We start from the raw sequence: 18,431 nt of genomic DNA, 5'->3' as shown, positions 1-18,431 counted from the left end.
ACCGGTCATGGGTGGCCAGGCACAGGCCGATTTCAGCATCAGACCCGCCCGGTGTGCCGGGCGGGGGTGGAGACGCTCCATGTTCCAACAAATCAAGACGGGCGACAGCCTGCGTTTCAACGGCATCGGCAAGAACTTTCCGGGCGTGCGGGCGCTGTCGGATATCAGCTTCGTCGCGCGGCCCGGTACCGTGCACGCGCTGATGGGCGAGAACGGCGCGGGCAAATCGACACTCCTGAAGATACTCGGCGGCGCCTATCAGCCAAGCAGCGGCGATCTACAGATCGGTGAGCGCACCATGGCCTTTCGGTCGGCGGGCGAGAGCATCGCCAGCGGCGTCGCGGTGATCCATCAGGAGTTGCATCTGGTGCCGGAAATGAGCGTGGCCGAGAACCTGATGCTGGGGCACATGCCGTCGCGTTTCGGGCTGGTCAATCGCCGTGCGATGCAACGTCAGGCGCGGGAGTTGCTCAAGGGACTGGCCGACGAAATTGATCCGGCGGCGAGATTGGGCAGCCTCTCGCTGGGGCAGCGCCAGTTGGTCGAGATCGCCAAGGCGATGTCGCGCAACGCCCATGTGATCGCCTTCGACGAGCCTACCAGCAGCCTGTCGGCGCGGGAGATCGAACGGCTGATGGCAATCATCGCCAAGCTCCGCGACGACGGGCGGGTGGTGTTGTACGTGTCGCACCGGATGGAAGAAATTTTCCGTATCTGCGATGCGGTCACGGTGTTCAAGGATGGTCGCTTCGTCTGCACGTTCGACGACATGAGCGAGCTGACTCACGACCAGCTGGTGACCTGCATGGTCGGGCGGGATATCGAGGACATCTACAACTATCGCCCCCGCGAGCAGCAGGGTGAGGCCCTGCGCGTCGAGGGGCTGCTCGGCCATGGCTTGCTGGAGCCGGTGAGTTTTGCGGCGAGCCGTGGTGAAGTGCTCGGCTTCTTTGGTCTGGTCGGTGCCGGGCGTACCGAGCTGCTGCGCCTGCTCGCCGGGCTGGCCCCGCACAAGGCCGGCACGGTCCAGCTTGATGGGCAGCCACTGAAGCTGAAGTCGGCACGCGATGCCATCACGGCGGGCATTCTGCTGTGCCCCGAGGACCGCAAGAAAGATGGCATCGTGCCGTTGGCCAGCGTGGCCGAGAACATCAACATCGGCGCGCGTGGCAGCAACGCCCGCCTGGGTTGCCTGGTCCAGGGGCGCTGGGAGCGGGAGAACGCCGACCGGCAGATCCGCGCGCTGAACATCAAGACGCCGTCCCCGGACCAGCAGATCGTCTACCTGTCGGGGGGCAATCAGCAAAAGGTGATTCTGGGGCGCTGGCTCTCGATGCCGATGAAGGTGCTGCTGCTCGACGAGCCCACGCGGGGCATCGACATCGGCGCCAAGGCCGAGATCTACCAGATCATCCATGACCTCGCGGCAAGCGGCATCGCGGTGATCGTCGTGTCCAGCGACCTGATGGAAGTCATCGGCATCTCCGACCGGATCCTGGTGATGAGCGAGGGCGCGATCACCGGCGAGCTTCCGCGCGAGCAGGCTGATGAGTCCCACCTGCTGCAACTGGCACTCCCGCGTTCGCGCGGCTGAACAACAATGATGAGGTGCTCTATGTCTGCTCAACAAAACGCCATGTCCGCCCCGCGGCAAGGCCTCAACCTGCGCCGGTTCCTCGATGATTGGGTGATGGTGCTGGCGGCCCTCGGGATCTTCGCGCTGTCGGCCATTTTCATCGACAACTTCCTCTCGCCTTTGAACATGCGTGGCCTCGGCCTGGCCATTTCGACGGTCGGCATCGCCGCCTGCACCATGCTGTTCTGTCTGGCGTCCGGGCACTTCGATCTGTCGGTCGGCTCGGTCATCGCCTGCGCGGGCGTGGTGGCGGCGGTGGTGATGCGTGATACCGAAAGCGTGTTCCTCGGCGTCTCGGCGGCGCTGGCGATGGGTCTGGTGGTCGGGCTGGTCAACGGCATCGTGATCGCCAAGCTGCGAATCAATGCGCTGATCGCGACGTTGGCGACGATGCAGATCGTCCGCGGGCTGGCGTACATTTTTTCCAACGGTAAAGCGGTGGGGGTGATGCAGGAGGAATTCTTCCTGTTCGGTAACGGCAGCCTGTTCGGCGTGCCGGTGCCCATCCTGATCACGCTTGTGTGCTTCGCCTTTTTTGGCTGGCTGCTCAACTACACCACCTACGGCCGCAACACCATGGCCATTGGCGGCAACCAGGAAGCGGCGCTGCTGGCCGGGGTCAATGTCGATCGCACCAAGATCATCATTTTCGCCGTGCACGGGCTGATCGGTGCGCTGGCCGGTGTGGTACTGGCGTCGCGGATGACGTCCGGGCAGCCAATGATCGGTCAGGGATTCGAGCTGACGGTGATCTCGGCCTGCGTGCTTGGGGGCGTATCGCTCAGCGGTGGCATCGGAATGATTCGCCACGTGATCGCGGGCGTGTTGATCCTGGCAATCATCGAAAACGCGATGAACCTGAAAAACATCGACACCTTCTACCAGTACGTCATACGCGGCACGATCCTGCTGCTGGCGGTGATCATCGATCGGCTGAAGCAGCGTTGACCCTAATCGCGCCGCACGCCGGCGCGCTGGAGAACCTGTGAAGACTCAATTGATCGCGCTGGATTGGGGCACCAGTTCCCTGCGTGCCTATCGGCTCGGCGCGGCCGGCGAAACGCTGGAAGAGCGCAGCCTGCCGTTAGGTGTCATGCCGCTCGACGGCAGCGAAGCCGATTTCGAGCGCGCTCTGGAGCGGGCGTGCGGCGACTGGCAACGATCGAGCCCTGAGGCACCGATCATTGCGTGCGGCATGATCGGCAGCGCACAGGGCTGGCGTGAAACGCCCTATGCCGAGGCGCCGCTCGATGTCGACGGGCTGGTTTTACTACCGTTCGAGCGCTCGCATGGCATGCCGCTGTGGCTGGTGCCCGGCGTGATTCAACGCGGCGCTCTGCCCAACGTGATGCGCGGCGAAGAAACGCAGGTGTTCGGCCTGCTCGATGGCGATGCCGATCATGCTGAGCCGCTGTTGGTTGGTCTCCCGGGCAGCCATAGCAAGTGGGTGATGGTTGAGCGCGGCCAACTCAGCCGGTTCCAGACCTTCATGACCGGTGAGGTCTATCAGGCGCTGCTCGGCCACACGATCCTCGGGCGCACGGCGGTGAGCGGCGATGGGTTCAACACCCTGGCCTTCGAGCGCGGCCTGCAGGTGGCGAGAAGTGGCGAAGGGCAGTTGGGACCGCTGTCGACCATTTTCAGCAGCCGAACGCTGGTACTGACGGGTGAGCTCAGCGGTGAAGCGCAGGGCGATTACCTGTCGGGACTGCTGATTGGTCATGAGCTCGCTGCCATGACCTCACGACTGCAACTGCCGCTCTCGCAATCGATCGTCCTTATCGGCCGTTCAACCTTATGCGCCCGTTACCTGTGGGCGCTGGAGTGCTTCGGTTTCGAATCGCTGCGTTATGCACCCGAGGCGACCGCTGCCGGGCTTTGGAGAATTGCCGTGAGCGCCGGGTTGGTGCCCGAGACAAAAGGGGAGACGTATGTTCAGAACCACCCTGGCTATTAATGGCCTGATCTCGATCCTGCGGGGTCTGCGCCCGGAGGAAGCGGAGGCGGTAGGCAATGCGCTTTATGCGGCGGGCATGCGGATCATCGAGGTGCCGCTCAACTCACCCCAGCCCCTGCGCAGCATCGAGATTCTGCGCAGCACGTTGCCTGGGGATTGCTTGGTCGGAGCCGGAACGGTGCTGTCGACGCAGCAGGTTCGTGAGGTTCGGGAGGCCGGCGGGCAGGTGATCGTCATGCCGCACTGCAACGTCGACGTGTTGCGAGCGGCCAAGGCGCTGGGTCTGTATCTCGCACCTGGCGTTGCCACGCCCACCGAGGCCTTTGCCGCTCTGGCGGCTGGCGCTGACGCGCTCAAGCTATTCCCTGCCGAGCAGGTGGGCCTTAGCGCCATGAAGGCCTGGCTAACGGTATTGCCGCCTGGCACCGCGCTGCTGCCGGTGGGCGGCATCACACCGGACAACATGGCGGCGTACCTCCAGGCTGGGGCTGCCGGCTTCGGATTGGGTTCCGCACTCTACACGTCGGGTTTGAACCCGGCCGAAATCGGCCATCGGGCACGCACGTTCATTCAGGCTCGCCACGCGGCGCTGGGCTGAACTCCCTTTTTCGAGAGACATTTCAATGAAAATAACCCGCCTCACCACGCTGGTCGTGCCGCCACGCTGGCTGTTCCTCAAAATCGAAACCGATGAAGGCGTCACCGGCTGGGGCGAGCCTGTGATCGAAGGCCGTGCACAGAGCGTCGCCGCGGTGGTGGAGGAGCTGGCCGACTACCTGGTCGGTCGTGATCCGCGTAACGTCGAAGACCTCTGGACGGTCATGTACCGCGGCGGCTTCTACCGCGGCGGGCCCCTGCACATGAGTGCCATCGCCGGCATCGATCAGGCGCTTTGGGACATCAAGGGCAAGGCGCTGGGTGTTTCGGTCAGCGAGTTGCTTGGCGGACGGGTGCGCGAGCGCATTCGCGTGTATTCCTGGATCGGCGGTGATCGCCCGGCGGATACCGCCAATGCAGCGCGGGATGCCGTGGCGCGCGGGTTCAGCGCGGTGAAGATGAATGCCAGCGAAGAGCTGCAGTTCGTCGACAGCCACGCCAAGGTCGATGCGGTGCTGGCGAACATGGCAGCCGTGCGCGAAGCCGTGGGTGGCGACATCGGCATCGGCGTGGACTTTCATGGCCGCGTGCATAAGCCCATGGCCAAGATCCTGATCAAGGAACTCGAGCAGTATCGACCGATGTTCATCGAGGAACCCGTGCTCAGCGAGAACTACGAAGCGCTCAAGGAGCTGGCGCCGCTGTCCTGTGCGCCGATCGCCCTGGGCGAGCGGCTGTATTCGCGCTGGGATTTCAAACGCATCCTTGCCGAGGGCTATGTCGACATCATTCAACCGGACGTGTCCCACGCTGGAGGCATCACCGAGACCCGCAAGATCGCGAGCATGGCCGAGGCCTACGACGTCGCGCTGGCGCTGCACTGCCCACTCGGGCCGATAGCGCTAGCGGCCTGTCTGCAGCTGGACGGCGTTTGCTACAACGCCTTCATTCAGGAACAGAGCCTGGGCATTCATTACAACCAAGGCAACGACCTGCTCGACTACGTGAGTAACCGCGAGGTGTTCGCCTACAAGGACGGCTTCGTCGCGATCCCGAACGGGCCTGGATTGGGCATCGAGATCAACGAGGAGTACGTGCTGGAACAAGCGCGTATCGGCCATCGCTGGCGCAACCCGATCTGGCGTCACGCCGATGGGAGCGTGGCTGAGTGGTAGGGCGTGTTTGGGGTGGGTGACGGCGTTTTTCTTTAGCGCCGCAACGTTCCGGAGTCGGTGGGCTGAAGCCCACCCTACGCGGCTCGCGGCACGCCGGCGGCAGTGTCGCTGAGAGTAGGGCTGCGATTAGCCTGGGACGGCGTTCCCCTTTTGCCCTGCGACGTTCCGGACCCGGTGGGCTGAAGCGGAGCGCCGCTCGGCCCACCCTACCGCCACGGGAGTCAAATTGTAGGGTGGGCTTCAGCCCGCCAAGCAGCCGCCGAGCGCTTGCGAGCACCGAGGTAGGAGCCTGCCGACTCTGCTGCTGTGCGAACCGGAGCCAAGCATAAGGCCCCTCGTGGGGCCTTGTACGTCAGGGCTTGGGAAATTTGTAGATTGTGGTTTGGGTATAGGTCTTGCCCGGGTCGAGGCGGGTGCTTGGGAAGTCCGGCTGGTTAGGCGCATCCGGATAGTGCTGCGTTTCCAGAGTAAAGGCGCTCCAGTGCGGATACGCCTTGCCGCCTTTGCCGTTGATGCTGCCGTCGAGGAAATTGCCGGTGTAGAGCTGCACGCCTGGCTCGGTGGTGTACATCAGCAACCGCCGGCCGGACTCGGGATCGAGCACCTCCGCGGCCAGCTTGCTCAGGTCGCCGTTGGTGTCCAGCACCCAGTTGAAGTCGAAACCGCCAGCCTTGGGTTCAGCAAATGTCAGCTGTTGATGATCATCCTTGATGTGCGCGCCGAAACTGGTCGGCTGAAGGAAGTCCATCGGCGTTCCCTTGACCTCGGCCAGCTCGCCGGTCGGGATCAGTTTTTCGGTCACTGGCGTGTAGCGCGAGGCGTGCAGCGTCGCGACCTGATCAAGCACGCTCGGGCTGCCGGCGCCGGCGAGGTTGAAGTAGCTGTGGTTGGTCAGATTGAGCACCGTGGGTTTGTCGGTGGTGGCGCGGTACTGGATGCGCAGCTCGTTGTCGTCGTTGAGGCTGTAGGTCACGTGGGTAGTCATGGTGCCGGGAAAGCCCATTTCGCCATCAGGCGACACATAGCTCAGCTCCACGCCCACCCAGCCGTCTTCGTCAGCGGGTTTTGCCTTCCAGACGCGCTTGTCGAACCCCTCCGGCCCGCCGTGCAGGGCGTTGCTGCCGTCGTTCTGGGGGATCTGATAGGTGGTTCCGTCGAGCTCGAAACGGCCATCGGCAATGCGATTGCCGAAGCGGCCGATGGTGGCGCCAAAATAAACATTACCGTTCTCGATATAGCCCTCGACGTCATCGAAGCCGAGCACGACGTCCTCCAGCGTTCCGTTCTTGTCCGGTATCAACAGCGACTGCAGCACGCCGCCGTAGGTGATTACGACGGCTTCTACCCCTTGGCTGTTTTTCAAGGTGTATTTTTCGATGGGCGTGCCGTCCGGCATGTTGCCAAAGCTGCTTTGCTGGTTGGAGAGGCCAGCAGCCTGTGCGGCGAATGTGCTGATCATGAGAGACAGGGCAATTCCGTTGAGTAGCAGTATGGGTCGCATGGCTTCACCTGACATTGTTGTTGTTTTTCACGCAAGTGCACGTCACAGCGCCGTACGGATGCCTGACGGTGTTGCGCCGGTTGAAGCCTAGACAGTCGAGCCATTACCTCCCAATACGAATTGGGGCCTTTGCGATACTCGAATGGATATGTTTGGCGAGGTTAAAAACGCAGCGGGATTTAGCCGGGTTGGCGGGCCGCATGCTGCGCCAGCGCCCACGCAACGTGCTCGCGCACCAGCTCGGACGGATCGTCGCGGCGTGACTGAAGTGCTTCGAGGACAGGAATGCTCGAAGGCGCGTTACCCAGCCCGACCGCCAGATTGCGCAACCAGTTCTGATAACCGGTTCGGCGCAGAGGCGAACCCTCGGTGCGGCTCCGAAATTCGTCTTCGGTCCAGCGGAACAGCGTCGCCAGCTCGGCATTGTCTAGGCTGTGACGTGGCTGGAAGTCAGTTTGCTCGGTCGGTCGGGCGAAGCGGTTCCAGGGGCAGACGATCTGACAATCGTCGCAACCAAACACCCGGTTGCCGATTTTTGACCGCAGCTCAACGGGGATCGGGCCCTTCAATTCGATGGTCAGGTACGAAATACACCGCCGCGCGTCGAGCACGCGCTCGCCAACGAATGCCTCCGTTGGGCAAACGTCCAGGCAGGCGTGGCAACTGCCGCAATGGTCCCGGTCGGTCGGTTCGTCGACCGGGAGGGCGATGTCGACGAACAGCTCGCCGAGAAAGAACCAGCTGCCGGCCTTTCGGTTAAGCACCAGAGTGTTCTTGCCGATCCAGCCGAGGCCGGCCTGCTGCGCCACGGCTTTTTCCAGCACCGGCGCACTGTCCACGAACGCACGAAAGCCGAAGGGGCCGATCACTTGCTGAATGCGCTCCGCCAGCTGTTGCAGGCGCTTGCGGATCAGCTTGTGATAGTCGCGGCCCAGCGCGTAGCGCGACACGTAGGCCGTTTCCGGCTGTGCCAGTTGCTGCGCCATACGGGTGTCGCCCGGCAGGTAATCCATGCGCAGCGAGATCACCCGCAGCGTGCCGGGGACGAGCTGCTCTGGGTGGGAACGTTTGCTGCCATGGGCGGCCATATAGTCCATCTCGCCGTGGTAGCCCGCGGCCAGCCAGCGTTCAAGGTGGGCTTCGTGCTCGCCGATATCGACACCGGTGATGCCGACCTGCTGGAAGCCGAGCTCGCGGCCCCACTCTTTGATGGAAAGAGCAAGCGCGGCGGGGTCGAGAGGGGTGCTGGACATAGGTTCGGGTCGTTGGGCGTGACGGGCGTGATTGCGAGCTGAAATTGTCGATTCGGCCATGACACCAGATCGACGGCCGCCTGACGCCGGAAACGGCAATGAATCTCGATGCGCCTCGGGCGGCTCGTCAGGCGCATGCGTATAATTCTGCCAGATATTCGCTCGGGTGATTCATGTCCCAGACCACCGATACACTCCCCAACCCGCTTTACTCGGCCGCTCAGGTGCGTGAACTCGACGCTCGCCTGATCGCAGCCGGGACGTCGGGGTTCGAGTTGATGCAGCGCGCGGCTCATGCCGCGTGGCGCGCATTGCGCCGCCGCTGGCCGGACGCCGATGAAATCACCGTCCTGGCGGGGCGGGGCAATAACGCAGGGGATGGTTATCTGATTGCTGCACTGGCCCAGCGCGCCGGTCGTCGGGTCACCGTGCTTGCGGTGGGCGATCCGCAACGATTGCAGGGCGACGCGTCTCTCGCCCGTGACGATGCGCAGGCAGCGGGTGTCCGTATCCTTCCGTGGAGCGCTGAGTCCGATCTCAAGGGCGTGCTTGTTGATGCGCTGCTCGGCACTGGAGTGACCGGTGAGGTGCGCGAGCCGTACGCCAGTGTGATCCGCGCGATCAACGAGAGCAGGCTGCCAATTCTCGCCGTCGATCTGCCGTCAGGGTTATGCGCCGATACCGGGAGCCTGCTGGGTGAAACCGTTCGCGCAGAGCTGACGGTGACCTTTATCGGGCTCAAGCTCGGCCTGTTTACCGGGCAGGGCCCGGATCGGGTTGGTGCGCTGGTGTTCGATGACTTGCAGGCTGATGCGGCGACTGTTGAGCAAATCGAGCCTTCTGCGCTGCGTTTGTCCGTGGCGAATCTGCCGCAGCTCGCACCTCGTTCCCCGACTGCGCATAAAGGAAGTTTCGGCCAGGTACTGGTTATCGGCGGCGACCTCGGCACGGGCGGTGCGGCATTGTTGGCTGCCGAAGCCGCGCTGCGCTGCGGCGCCGGCATGGTGACGCTGGCGACGCGCCCCGAGCATGTTACGGCCGCGCTGGTGCGACGCCCGGAAATCATGTGCAGCGGCGTCGAATCTACCTATGCCTTGACGGCGTTAACCCAGCGTGCCGGTGTGCTGGTGATCGGACCCGGGTTGGGCCAAGCGCCCTGGGGACGCAGCTTGCTGTCGTTGGCCCCTCACTGTCATGTGCCACAGGTCTGGGATGCCGACGCGTTGAATTTATTAGCGACAGGCGCGGTGGAGCTGCCGAGCGATTGCCTGCTGACACCGCATCCTGGCGAAGCAGCGAGACTGCTGGGTATTTCGATCGCTGAGGTCCAGTCCGACCGACCGGCTGCCGTGCGCGCCGTGGCGAAGCGATATGGCTGTGCGGTGCTGCTCAAGGGCGCCGGAACGCTGATCGCCGACTTTGACGGCCGCTTGGCCGTTTGCGATCGCGGCCATCCGGCGATGGCCAGCGCGGGCCTCGGCGACGTACTGGCCGGTGTTGCCGGAGCATTGCTGGCGCAGGGACTAGCGCCCTTCGAGGCCGCGTGCCTTGCGGTGTGGCTGCATGCCGTCGCCGGTGAGCGTCTTGGTTCGCAGGGCCGAGGGCTTGCTGCTGCCGACCTGATCCCTGTCATTCGCCAAGTGCTCGAGGAGCAGTCGCCATGTCGGAACTGACGCTAACAGCAGCTGATGAAGACGCCATGCTCGTGCTTGGCGCCCGCATCGCTCAAGCGACCGGCGGTCGGGGTGTGATCTATCTGCACGGCGACCTCGGCGCCGGCAAAACCACGCTTTCGCGCGGGCTGATACGGGGCCTCGGTCATGAGGGCAAGGTCAAGAGCCCGACCTTTACCTTGGTCGAGCCTTATGAAACCGCTCTGGCACGGGTCTTCCATTTCGATCTGTATCGTCTGGTCGATCCGGAAGAACTGGAATTCCTTGGCATTCGCGACTATTTCGAAGGGGACGCGTTGTGCCTGGTAGAGTGGCCGGAACGTGGCGCCGGCATTTTGCCAAAGGCTGACCTGGACATTACCATTACGCCACACGGAGCCGGTCGTAGCCTGCGTCTGACGCCACGAGGCGAGCGCGGTGAAGGCTGGTGTTCCATCCTGACCGTCGGTAATCAATGAACATCATGGGGTTGGGTATGCGCATGCGCGCACTGGTAAGTGGTTTGGCATTGATGCTCGCGGCCCTGCAGGTTCTGGCTGCTTCCGACGTGCAGAGCGTTCGTTTATGGAGGGCGCCGGATAACACTCGTCTGGTCTTTGACCTGTCCGGCCCGGTCCAGCACAACGTGTTCACCCTGACGGCACCCAATCGTATCGTCATCGACGTGGATGGCGGCAACCTGCCCAAGCCGTTCGAGCAGCTACCACTTAAAAACACACCGATCTCGGGTTTGCGTGCGGCCAAGTACGACGCCGATACGCTGCGTGTGGTCATCGATCTGACTGCGCAGGTAACGCCCAAGAGTTTTACCCTGACGCCCAATCAGCAGTACGGACATCGACTCGTGGTCGATTTGTTCGATGAGGGTGCCGAGGCATCCGGCAGCGCCGCTGTTCCGGCGACGGTCACGCCGAGTACGCCAGCGGCGCCCGTGTCGCCTACCTTGCCCGCCTTGAAATTGCCGCCGCTGCCGAGCAGCAAGCGTGACATCGTCATCGCCATCGACGCTGGTCACGGGGGAGAGGACCCGGGGGCTATCGGCCCCGGCAAGGTTTACGAAAAAGGTGTCGTGCTGCAGATCGCTAAAGAGCTGCAGCGCCAGATCAATGCGGAAAAAGGCTTCCGGGCCGAGCTGGTGCGCACCGGTGATTACTTCATCCCCCTGCGCAAACGCACAGAGATCGCGCGTAAGCAGGGCGCCGACCTTTTTGTGTCGATCCATGCCGACGCGGCGCCTCGCTCGGCTGCGTACGGTGCATCGGTGTTTGCGCTGTCCGACCGCGGTGCGACGTCCGAAACCGCGCGCTGGCTGGCTGATAGCGAGAACCGGTCGGACCTGATCGGTGGCGCCGGCAACGTTAGCCTTGGTGACAAGGATCAAATGCTAGCAGGCGTGCTGCTGGACCTGTCGATGACCGCCTCTCTGTCGTCCAGCCTTAATGTCGGGCAGAAAGTGTTGAGCAACATGGGACGCATCACCCCGCTGCACAAGAGGCGTGTGGAGCAGGCGGGATTCATGGTTTTGAAGTCCCCAGATATCCCTTCGATCCTGGTCGAAACGGGATTCATCTCCAACCCGTCCGAAGCGCGCAAGTTGCAGACGGCCTCGCATCAGCAGTCACTGGCTCGCTCGATTCATAGCGGCGTCCGCCAGTTCTTCCACGAGAATCCTCCGCCTGGCACGTACGTCGCCTGGCTGCGTGACTCGGGCAAAATTGCCAGTGCGCCTCGAGAGCACGTGGTCCGTTCCGGTGAAAGCCTAGCCCTCTTGGCGGAGCGCTATCAGATCACTGTGCCGGCGTTGCGCAGTGCCAACAGTCTCAAGGGCGACGCGATCAAGGTCGGCCAGACGCTCAACATTCCAGCGACCACACTGGCGTCCCAGCCATGACCGAGGCGGCACGCATCCAGCTGCTAAGTCCGCGGCTGGCGAACCAGATTGCTGCCGGTGAAGTAGTCGAACGGCCCGCTTCTGTCATCAAGGAACTGCTGGAAAACAGCCTTGATTCTGGCGCTACGCGCATTGAAGTAGACGTGGAGCAGGGTGGCGTAAAGCTCCTCCGGGTACGCGACGACGGCTGTGGCATACCGGCCGACGACTTGCCCTTGGCTCTCGCCCGTCACGCCACGAGCAAGATCCGTGACCTGGAAGATCTTGAACGGGTGATGAGTCTGGGCTTTCGCGGCGAGGCGCTGGCATCGATCAGCTCGGTGTCGCGGCTGACGCTGACTTCTCGTACGGCCGACTCAGCCGAGGCCTGGCAGGTCGAGACCGAAGGGCGAGACATGGAGGCGCGCGTCCAGCCAGCCGCCCATCCGGTTGGAACGTCGGTCGAAGTGCGTGACCTGTTTTTCAATACGCCGGCGCGGCGCAAATTCCTGCGTACCGAGAAAACCGAATTCGATCATCTTCAGGAGGTGATCAAGCGGCTTGCCCTGGCGCGCTTCGATGTGGGCTTCCATCTTCGACACAATGGCAAGGTGGTCCTCGCGCTGCACCCCGCCAATGATCCGGCGTCGCGTGGGCGCCGTGTAGCCTCGGTGTGTGGCCCTGCATTCCTGGAGCAGGCCCTGCCGGTGGAGATTGAGCGTAATGGACTACATCTCTGGGGTTGGGTGGGGCTGCCGACGTTTTCCCGCAGTCAGGCGGATCTGCAGTACTTCTACGTGAATGGCCGCATGGTGCGTGACAAACTGGTCGCGCATGCCGTGCGTCAGGCCTATCGCGATGTGTTGTTCAATGGCCGTCATCCGACTTTTGTTCTGTTTCTGGATGTCGATCCGGCGGTGGTCGACGTCAACGTGCACCCGACCAAGCATGAAGTGCGCTTCCGCGATAACCGCATGGTGCATGACTTTCTATACGGCACGCTGCACCGGGCACTGGGCGATGTGCGGCCAGAAGATCAATTGGGCGCACCGGCCAGCGTGTCGCCAGTTGTGCAGGTCACCGGTCGTGATGCTGGCGAATTTGCTGGGCAGAACGAGATGAGCCTCGCCGCTAGTGTGCTCGAGCAGCCTCAGTCGGCGCTGCCTGGGTGGCTAGGCGCCGGAGCGGGCTATCAGGCGTCCCGGACTCTTCCAACAGGGAATGTTGCAGAAGCACAGGGTGCGTACCGCGAGTTCTTTTCACCGTTGGCCGAGGTAAGTCCTGCTGCGTTGCCTGAAAGTCAGGAAGATGTGCCGCCACTCGGCTATGCATTGGCGCAGCTCAAAGGGGTCTACATTCTTGCTGAGAATGCCCAAGGGCTGGTGCTGGTGGATATGCACGCCGCACACGAGCGGATCATGTATGAGCGGTTGAAAACCGCGATGGCGAGTGAGGGGTTGCGCGGTCAGCCGTTGCTGGTCCCTGAGTCGATCGCTGTCAGCCAGCGCGAGGCGGATTGTGCGGAAGAGCATGCGCACTGGTTTCAAATGCTTGGTTTCGAGCTGCAGCGGCTCGGTCCCGAGAGCCTGGCCATACGACAGATTCCGTCCTTGCTTAAACAGGCGGTCGCCACTCGGCTGGTACAGGATGTGCTGGCTGATTTGCTGGAATACGGCACTAGCGACCGAATCCAGGCACATCTCAATGAGCTCCTGGGCACCATGGCCTGCCACGGGGCGGTACGTGCGAACCGGCGCCTTACCTTGCCGGAGATGAATGGCCTGCTGCGTGATATGGAACAGACCGAGCGCAGTGGTCAATGCAATCATGGCCGTCCGACCTGGACGCAGATGGGCATGGGCGATCTGGACAAGCTCTTCCTGCGAGGGCGGTAGGCTTATATCGATGGATCGTCCCGCTTTTGTGCAGATCCCAAGCCACCACACAGTCACGTTATTTTCGAGCATTTAATGTCCCGACTACCGCCCGCCATCTTCCTCATGGGGCCTACGGCTGCAGGCAAGACCGACCTCGCTGTAGAGCTTGCACAGGCATTGCCCTGTGATCTGATCAGTGTCGACTCGGCGCTGGTGTATCGGGACATGGACATTGGTACCGCCAAACCTTCGGCCGAGCTGCTTCTTGAGTGTCCACATCGGCTGATTGACATCCGGGACGCGTCGCAAAATTACTCTGCGGCTGAATTCGTTAGTGATGCCTTGGCAGCGATGGCGGACATTACGGCGGCCGGGCGCATCCCGTTATTGGTTGGCGGGACCATGCTGTACTTCAAGGCGTTGCTGGACGGCCTTGCCGACATGCCTGCAGCTGATTCCGTGGTGCGTGCCGAGTTGGATGCCCAGCTCAAGGCTGAAGGGCCGGCAGCGCTGCACCGTCAGTTGACAGTAGTCGATCCTGAGTCCGCAGCGCGGATTCATCCCAACGACCCCCAGCGTCTGGTCAGGGCGCTGGAGGTCTATCGTGTCAGCGGTATCAGCATGAGCGAGCACCGGGCCCGACAAAGGTTGCAAAAAGCCGGAGCCGGCGCGCCAGACGGCGGCGTCTTGCCTTATACTGTCGCGCAGTTGTCCGTTGCGCCCGCGCAACGAGAGGTCCTGCATCGGCGTATCGAACAGCGCTTTGTGGCTATGGTTGAACAGGGCTTTGTCGAAGAGGTCGAAGCTCTTCGTAGGCGCAGCGACCTGCACTCCGAATTGCCCTCCATGCGCGCCGTTGGTTATCGCCAGGTCTGGAGTTACCTGGACGGTGCTTACCCTCGAGAGGAGATGGTCCAGCGAGGTGTCATTGCTACTCGGCAGCTGGCCAAGCGTCAATTGACCTGGCTGCGGGGATGGGAAGGGGTTCACTGGCTGGATAGCTCAGCCTGCGACAATCCGCCTCGAGCATTGAAATACTTGGAGACGCTCACCATATTGAGCTGACACTGTAATTTGACCGGCTATTCTCAAATTGATAGGCCGTGTTTGATTCTAAAAATTAATGAAAAAGATCCTTTAAGGAGTGCGGCACATGTCAAAAGGGCATTCGCTACAAGACCCTTACCTGAACACTTTGCGTAAGGAACGCGTTCCGGTTTCCATCTACCTGGTCAACGGCATCAAGCTCCAGGGCCAGATCGAATCATTCGACCAGTTCGTTATTCTCTTGAAGAACACGGTTAGCCAGATGGTCTACAAGCATGCGATTTCGACCGTCGTTCCTGGGCGCCCGGTCCGCCTGCCTGCAACCGGAGATGCGGAACAATCCGAGTCGGGTAACGACTAAAGGGGCCTTTCATTGTTCTTCGAACGTCCCGGTGGTGGTGAGCGGGCTATCCTGGTTCATCTGGATGGCCAGGATCCAGCGGCGCGTGAAGACCCTCAGGAGTTTCAGGAGCTGGCGCGATCAGCTGGCGCTGAAACCGTTGGCTTCGTCAACGTCGCCAGGCATCAGCCGTCGGCCAAGTTTCTGATCGGCAGCGGCAAAGTCCAAGAGCTGCATGACCTCGTCAAAGATGGCGAGGTCGAGCTGGTCATCTTCAATCACACACTGACTCCTAGCCAGGAGCGCAACCTAGAGCGTGCGCTCGAATGTCGCGTGCTCGATCGCACTGGTCTGATTCTGGACATCTTTGCGCAGCGCGCGCGCACCCATGAAGGCAAGCTGCAGGTTGAGTTGGCTCAGCTGGATCATATGAGCACGCGTCTTGTGCGCGGATGGACTCACCTTGAGCGGCAAAAGGGTGGTATCGGTCTACGCGGCCCTGGTGAAACCCAGTTGGAGACGGACCGGCGCTTGCTGCGCGTACGTATTCGCCAGATCAAACAACGCCTGGAAAAGGTTCGTAGTCAGCGCGAGCAGGCCCGGCGCGGTCGCCGGCGGGCTGACATTCCACTGATGTCGCTCGTTGGATACACCAACGCGGGCAAGTCCACATTGTTTAATGCGTTGACCGAATCCGACGTGTATGCCGCCAATCAGCTGTTCGCCACGCTCGACCCGACACTGCGTCGTCTGGAGTTGAATGACCTAGGGCCTGTGGTGATCGCCGATACGGTAGGGTTCATTCGTCACTTGCCGCACAAATTGGTCGAGTCCTTCCGGGCGACGCTGGAGGAATCGAGCAATGCCGATCTGCTGCTGCATGTCATTGATGCGCACGAGCCCGAGCGGGACCAGCAGATCGAGCAGGTGTTGGCGGTGCTGACCGAGATAGGGGCTCACGAGTTGCCGATTCTTGAGGTCTACAACAAGGTAGACCTGCTAGAGGGCATTGAGCCTCAGATCCAGCGCAATGCTGACGGGGTTCCGCAGCGGGTTTGGGTGTCGGCGCAGCAAGGGTTGGGTCTCGACCTGCTGAAGCAGGCCGTCGCCGAATTGCTTGGTACCGATCTATTTGTGGGTACGCTTCGGCTTCGCCAGGATCTCGGACGAATGCGAGCGCAGCTGTTCGATTTGGGCGCGGTGCAGTCAGAGACCCATGACGAAGAGGGCGGTAGCCTGCTGGAGGTGCGCTTGCAGCGTGCCGAGCTGCATCGTCTGATCAGCCGCGCCGGCCTTGAGGTAGAGCAGTTTTTCGAACAACACACTTTGCAATAAAGCTCGGGGGGCTTTTAAGCCGTTCGTTCCGGGCTTTCGGTAGCATTGGCGGGCGTGCCGTTGGCGCGCCTTTAGCTTTATTTGAATGGAGAGCGCTATGGCTTGGAATGAGCCGGGTGGCAACTCGAACAACCAGGATCCCTGGGGTAGCGGTGGCGGCGGTCGTCGCGGTGGCGGCGGCGATCAGAAAGGTCCACCGGACCTGGATGAGGCCTTCCGCAAACTGCAGGACAGCCTTAATGGCATGTTCGGCGGCAAAAAGCGCAGTGGCGGTTCGTCAGGAGGCGGGGCGGGTCGGCGCGGCGGGTTCGGGTTGATCTGGATCGGTCTGGTGGTGTTGCTTGCGGTCTGGCTGTTCAATGCGATCTATATCGTCGATGAGCAGGAGCAGGCGGTGGTTTTACGCTTCGGCAAGTATCACGAAACCGTAGGGCCGGGTCTGAACATCTACTTCCCACCCTTCGATCGTAAATTTCAGGCCAACGTCACTCGCGAGCGCTCTTACAGCAAGCAGGGGCAGATGCTGACGGAAGATGAAAACATCATCGAAGTGCCGTTGACTGTTCAATACAAGATCAGCGATCTGCAAGCCTTTGTGCTTAATGTGGAAGATCCGGAAGCCTCGTTGCAGCACGCGACTGACAGTGCGGTGCGCCACGTGGTGGGTTCGACAGCCATGGATCAGGTGCTGACCGAAGGCCGTGAAGCCATGGCAGGCGAGGTCAAGGAGCGCTTGCAGCGGTTCCTCGACAACTATGGCACCGGCATCATCGTGACCCAGGTCAACCTTCAAAGCGCAGCGGCGCCGCGTGAGGTGCAGGAAGCCTTTGATGACGTGATCCGCGCCCGTGAAGATGAGCAGCGGGAGAAGAACCAGGCGGAGTCGTACGCCAACGGCGTCATCCCCGAAGCCCGTGGTCAGGCTCAGCGTATGCTTGAGGAGGCCAGCGGCTACCGCGACGCGGTGATATCGCGCGCTCAAGGTGAGGCGGATCGCTTCTCCAAGCTGGTTGCCGAGTACCGCAAGGCGCCGGACGTGACGCGTGAACGCCTGTACATGGAAACCATGCAGGAAGTCATGAGCAATACCAGCAAGGTTTTGGTGACCGGCGAGAGCGGGCAAAACAATCTGCTCTATCTACCACTGGATAAGATGATAAACAGTCGTGGCGCTGCATCCGATCGCTCGGCTGCCGCATCGACATCAGGCGCTTCGACACAGACGACAAGGCTGCCGCCGGAATTGGATCCGCGTGAAGTGCGTACAAGGGAGGTCCGCTAATGAGCAACAAATCCCTGACGGCGCTGATTGTGGGTGTAGTGCTTGCGATCGTACTGTGGAATAGCTTCTACATTGTCTCGCAGACCGAGCGTGCGGTAATGCTGCGCTTCGGTCGTATCGTCGAGCCGGATGTGAAGCCCGGGCTTCATCTAAAAATTCCGTACGTAAACAGTGTGCGCAAATTCGATGCGCGTCTGATGACGCTCGATACGACAACCTCGCGATTCCTGACACTGGAAAAGAAAGCGTTGATGGTCGACTCCTATGCCAAGTGGCGCGTGGACGACGCCGAGCGCTTTTATACCGCCACCTCGGGCATGAAGCAGATTGCCGACGAACGTCTTGCGCGGCGCCTGGAAGCGGCATTGCGAGATCAGTTCGGTAAGCGAACCCTGCACGAGTCGGTGTCAGGGCAGCGCGACGAGCTAATGAGTCTGGTGACCAATAGCTTGAATCGGGCTGCGCAGCAGGAGCTGGGTATCGAAGTGGTCGATGTTCGCGTCAAGGGCATCGATCTGCCTCGCGAAGTGAATCGCAGCGTGTTCGAGCGTATGAGTTCGGAGCGTGAGCGTGAAGCGCGTGAGCACCGAGCGAAAGGTAAGGAGCTGGCCGAAGGTATTCGCGCCGATGCCGATCGTCAACGTCGGGTGCTGTTGGCCGAAGCCTTCCGCGAGGCTGAGGAGTTACGCGGTGATGGTGACGCACAGGCGGCCGCAATCTACGCTTCTGCATATGGACAGGATCAGGAATTCTATTCCTTCCATCGTAGCCTTCAGGCATACCGCGAAAGCTTTGCGAACAAGGAGGATGTCCTGGTGCTAGATCCCAATAGCGACTTCTTCCGCTATCTGGAGTCCGCAACAGTGCGTTGAGTGAATGGGTCATCCG

General features: G+C 61.7%; 16 protein-coding genes. 14 read left to right on the top strand and 2 right to left on the bottom strand.

Annotated features, from left to right (window positions below):
- Positions 1-79: 79 nt before the first annotated feature.
- Genes araG through dgoD form a run of 5 tightly spaced genes read left to right on the top strand, consistent with a single transcriptional unit; the run spans position 80 to position 5,365 of the window.
- Positions 80-1,594, top strand: coding sequence for an L-arabinose ABC transporter ATP-binding protein AraG (gene araG / locus K4O48_RS16625; protein WP_222909478.1), 1,515 nt, complete (start codon positions 80-82; stop codon positions 1,592-1,594).
- A 21-nt stretch (positions 1,595-1,615) separates the two neighbouring features.
- Positions 1,616-2,584, top strand: coding sequence for an L-arabinose ABC transporter permease AraH (gene araH, locus K4O48_RS16620; protein ID WP_222909477.1), 969 nt, complete (start codon positions 1,616-1,618; stop codon positions 2,582-2,584).
- Between the two features lie 37 nt (positions 2,585-2,621).
- On the top strand, positions 2,622-3,593 hold the full coding sequence (locus K4O48_RS16615; RefSeq protein ID WP_222909476.1) for a 2-dehydro-3-deoxygalactonokinase: 972 nt from the start codon (positions 2,622-2,624) through the stop codon (positions 3,591-3,593).
- Entirely contained in the window at positions 3,568-4,191 is a 624-nt protein-coding gene (locus K4O48_RS16610) for a 2-dehydro-3-deoxy-6-phosphogalactonate aldolase (RefSeq protein ID WP_222909475.1), read from the top strand. The genes K4O48_RS16615 and K4O48_RS16610 overlap by 26 nt, the downstream gene beginning before the upstream one ends.
- 25 nt (positions 4,192-4,216) lie before the next feature.
- Positions 4,217-5,365 (top strand): galactonate dehydratase, encoded by a 1,149-nt coding sequence (dgoD, locus tag K4O48_RS16605; RefSeq protein ID WP_222909474.1) that lies wholly within the window; start codon positions 4,217-4,219, stop codon positions 5,363-5,365.
- 352 nt (positions 5,366-5,717) lie between these two features.
- Here the strand turns inward: dgoD and K4O48_RS16600 are convergent, their stop codons facing one another.
- Entirely contained in the window at positions 5,718-6,866 is a 1,149-nt protein-coding gene (locus tag K4O48_RS16600; protein ID WP_222909473.1) for an aldose epimerase family protein, read from the bottom strand.
- A 179-nt stretch (positions 6,867-7,045) separates the two neighbouring features.
- Complete coding sequence (gene queG / locus K4O48_RS16595; protein WP_222909472.1) at positions 7,046-8,119, bottom strand: tRNA epoxyqueuosine(34) reductase QueG; 1,074 nt, start codon at positions 8,117-8,119, stop codon at positions 7,046-7,048.
- 173 nt (positions 8,120-8,292) lie between these two features.
- On the opposite strand from queG, the gene K4O48_RS16590 reads away from it, so the two are divergent.
- The 9 genes from K4O48_RS16590 to hflC all read left to right on the top strand — a co-directional run bounded on the left by K4O48_RS16590 (position 8,293) and on the right by hflC (position 18,415).
- Positions 8,293-9,792, top strand: a complete 1,500-nt coding sequence (locus K4O48_RS16590) for an NAD(P)H-hydrate dehydratase (protein WP_222909471.1) — start codon at positions 8,293-8,295, stop codon at positions 9,790-9,792.
- On the top strand, positions 9,780-10,250 hold the full coding sequence (gene tsaE, locus K4O48_RS16585; protein ID WP_222909470.1) for a tRNA (adenosine(37)-N6)-threonylcarbamoyltransferase complex ATPase subunit type 1 TsaE: 471 nt from the start codon (positions 9,780-9,782) through the stop codon (positions 10,248-10,250). Before K4O48_RS16590 ends, tsaE begins: the two co-directional genes overlap by 13 nt.
- Before the next feature lie 17 nt (positions 10,251-10,267).
- On the top strand, positions 10,268-11,683 hold the full coding sequence (locus K4O48_RS16580) for an N-acetylmuramoyl-L-alanine amidase (RefSeq protein WP_312846489.1): 1,416 nt from the start codon (positions 10,268-10,270) through the stop codon (positions 11,681-11,683).
- A complete protein-coding gene (gene mutL, locus K4O48_RS16575; RefSeq protein WP_222909469.1) occupies positions 11,680-13,557 on the top strand; it encodes a DNA mismatch repair endonuclease MutL in 1,878 nt (625 codons plus the stop codon). Before K4O48_RS16580 ends, mutL begins: the two co-directional genes overlap by 4 nt.
- A 75-nt stretch (positions 13,558-13,632) precedes the next feature.
- Entirely contained in the window at positions 13,633-14,604 is a 972-nt protein-coding gene (gene miaA / locus K4O48_RS16570) for a tRNA (adenosine(37)-N6)-dimethylallyltransferase MiaA (protein ID WP_222909468.1), read from the top strand.
- Between the two features lie 88 nt (positions 14,605-14,692).
- Positions 14,693-14,947, top strand: a complete 255-nt coding sequence (gene hfq, locus K4O48_RS16565) for an RNA chaperone Hfq (RefSeq protein ID WP_168425119.1) — start codon at positions 14,693-14,695, stop codon at positions 14,945-14,947.
- A gap of 12 nt (positions 14,948-14,959) precedes the next feature.
- Positions 14,960-16,261, top strand: a complete 1,302-nt coding sequence (hflX, locus tag K4O48_RS16560) for a ribosome rescue GTPase HflX (RefSeq protein WP_222909467.1) — start codon at positions 14,960-14,962, stop codon at positions 16,259-16,261.
- Between the two features lie 97 nt (positions 16,262-16,358).
- Positions 16,359-17,543, top strand: a complete 1,185-nt coding sequence (hflK, locus tag K4O48_RS16555) for an FtsH protease activity modulator HflK (RefSeq protein ID WP_222909466.1) — start codon at positions 16,359-16,361, stop codon at positions 17,541-17,543.
- Positions 17,543-18,415: a protease modulator HflC gene (gene hflC / locus K4O48_RS16550; RefSeq protein ID WP_222909465.1), complete on the top strand. Its 873-nt coding sequence runs from the start codon at positions 17,543-17,545 to the stop codon at positions 18,413-18,415. Before hflK ends, hflC begins: the two co-directional genes overlap by 1 nt.
- Positions 18,416-18,431: the final 16 nt, after the last annotated feature.

Source organism: Pseudomonas sp. DNDY-54 (assembly GCF_019880365.1).
Taxonomy (GTDB): Bacteria; Pseudomonadota; Gammaproteobacteria; order Pseudomonadales; family Pseudomonadaceae; genus Stutzerimonas; species Stutzerimonas stutzeri_P.
This window is presented reverse-complemented; position numbering and strand designations above follow the sequence as displayed.

Bases quoted from the DNA above. Each gene is read 5' to 3' on its own strand.
- mutL (WP_222909469.1), top strand. From the start codon at position 11,680: ATGACCGAGGCGGCACGCATCCAGCTGCTAAGTCCGCGGCTGGCGAAC.
- K4O48_RS16590 (WP_222909471.1), top strand. From the start codon at position 8,293: ATGTCCCAGACCACCGATACACTCCCCAACCCGCTTTACTCGGCCGCT.
- K4O48_RS16610 (WP_222909475.1), top strand. From the start codon at position 3,568: ATGTTCAGAACCACCCTGGCTATTAATGGCCTGATCTCGATCCTGCGG.
- araG (WP_222909478.1), top strand. From the start codon at position 80: ATGTTCCAACAAATCAAGACGGGCGACAGCCTGCGTTTCAACGGCATC.
- hfq (WP_168425119.1), top strand. From the start codon at position 14,693: ATGTCAAAAGGGCATTCGCTACAAGACCCTTACCTGAACACTTTGCGT.
- araH (WP_222909477.1), top strand. From the start codon at position 1,616: ATGTCTGCTCAACAAAACGCCATGTCCGCCCCGCGGCAAGGCCTCAAC.
- K4O48_RS16600 (WP_222909473.1), bottom strand. From the start codon at position 6,866: ATGCGACCCATACTGCTACTCAACGGAATTGCCCTGTCTCTCATGATC.
- tsaE (WP_222909470.1), top strand. From the start codon at position 9,780: ATGTCGGAACTGACGCTAACAGCAGCTGATGAAGACGCCATGCTCGTG.
- miaA (WP_222909468.1), top strand. From the start codon at position 13,633: ATGTCCCGACTACCGCCCGCCATCTTCCTCATGGGGCCTACGGCTGCA.
- hflC (WP_222909465.1), top strand. From the start codon at position 17,543: ATGAGCAACAAATCCCTGACGGCGCTGATTGTGGGTGTAGTGCTTGCG.
- K4O48_RS16580 (WP_312846489.1), top strand. From the start codon at position 10,268: ATGCGCATGCGCGCACTGGTAAGTGGTTTGGCATTGATGCTCGCGGCC.
- dgoD (WP_222909474.1), top strand. From the start codon at position 4,217: ATGAAAATAACCCGCCTCACCACGCTGGTCGTGCCGCCACGCTGGCTG.
- hflK (WP_222909466.1), top strand. From the start codon at position 16,359: ATGGCTTGGAATGAGCCGGGTGGCAACTCGAACAACCAGGATCCCTGG.
- queG (WP_222909472.1), bottom strand. From the start codon at position 8,119: ATGTCCAGCACCCCTCTCGACCCCGCCGCGCTTGCTCTTTCCATCAAA.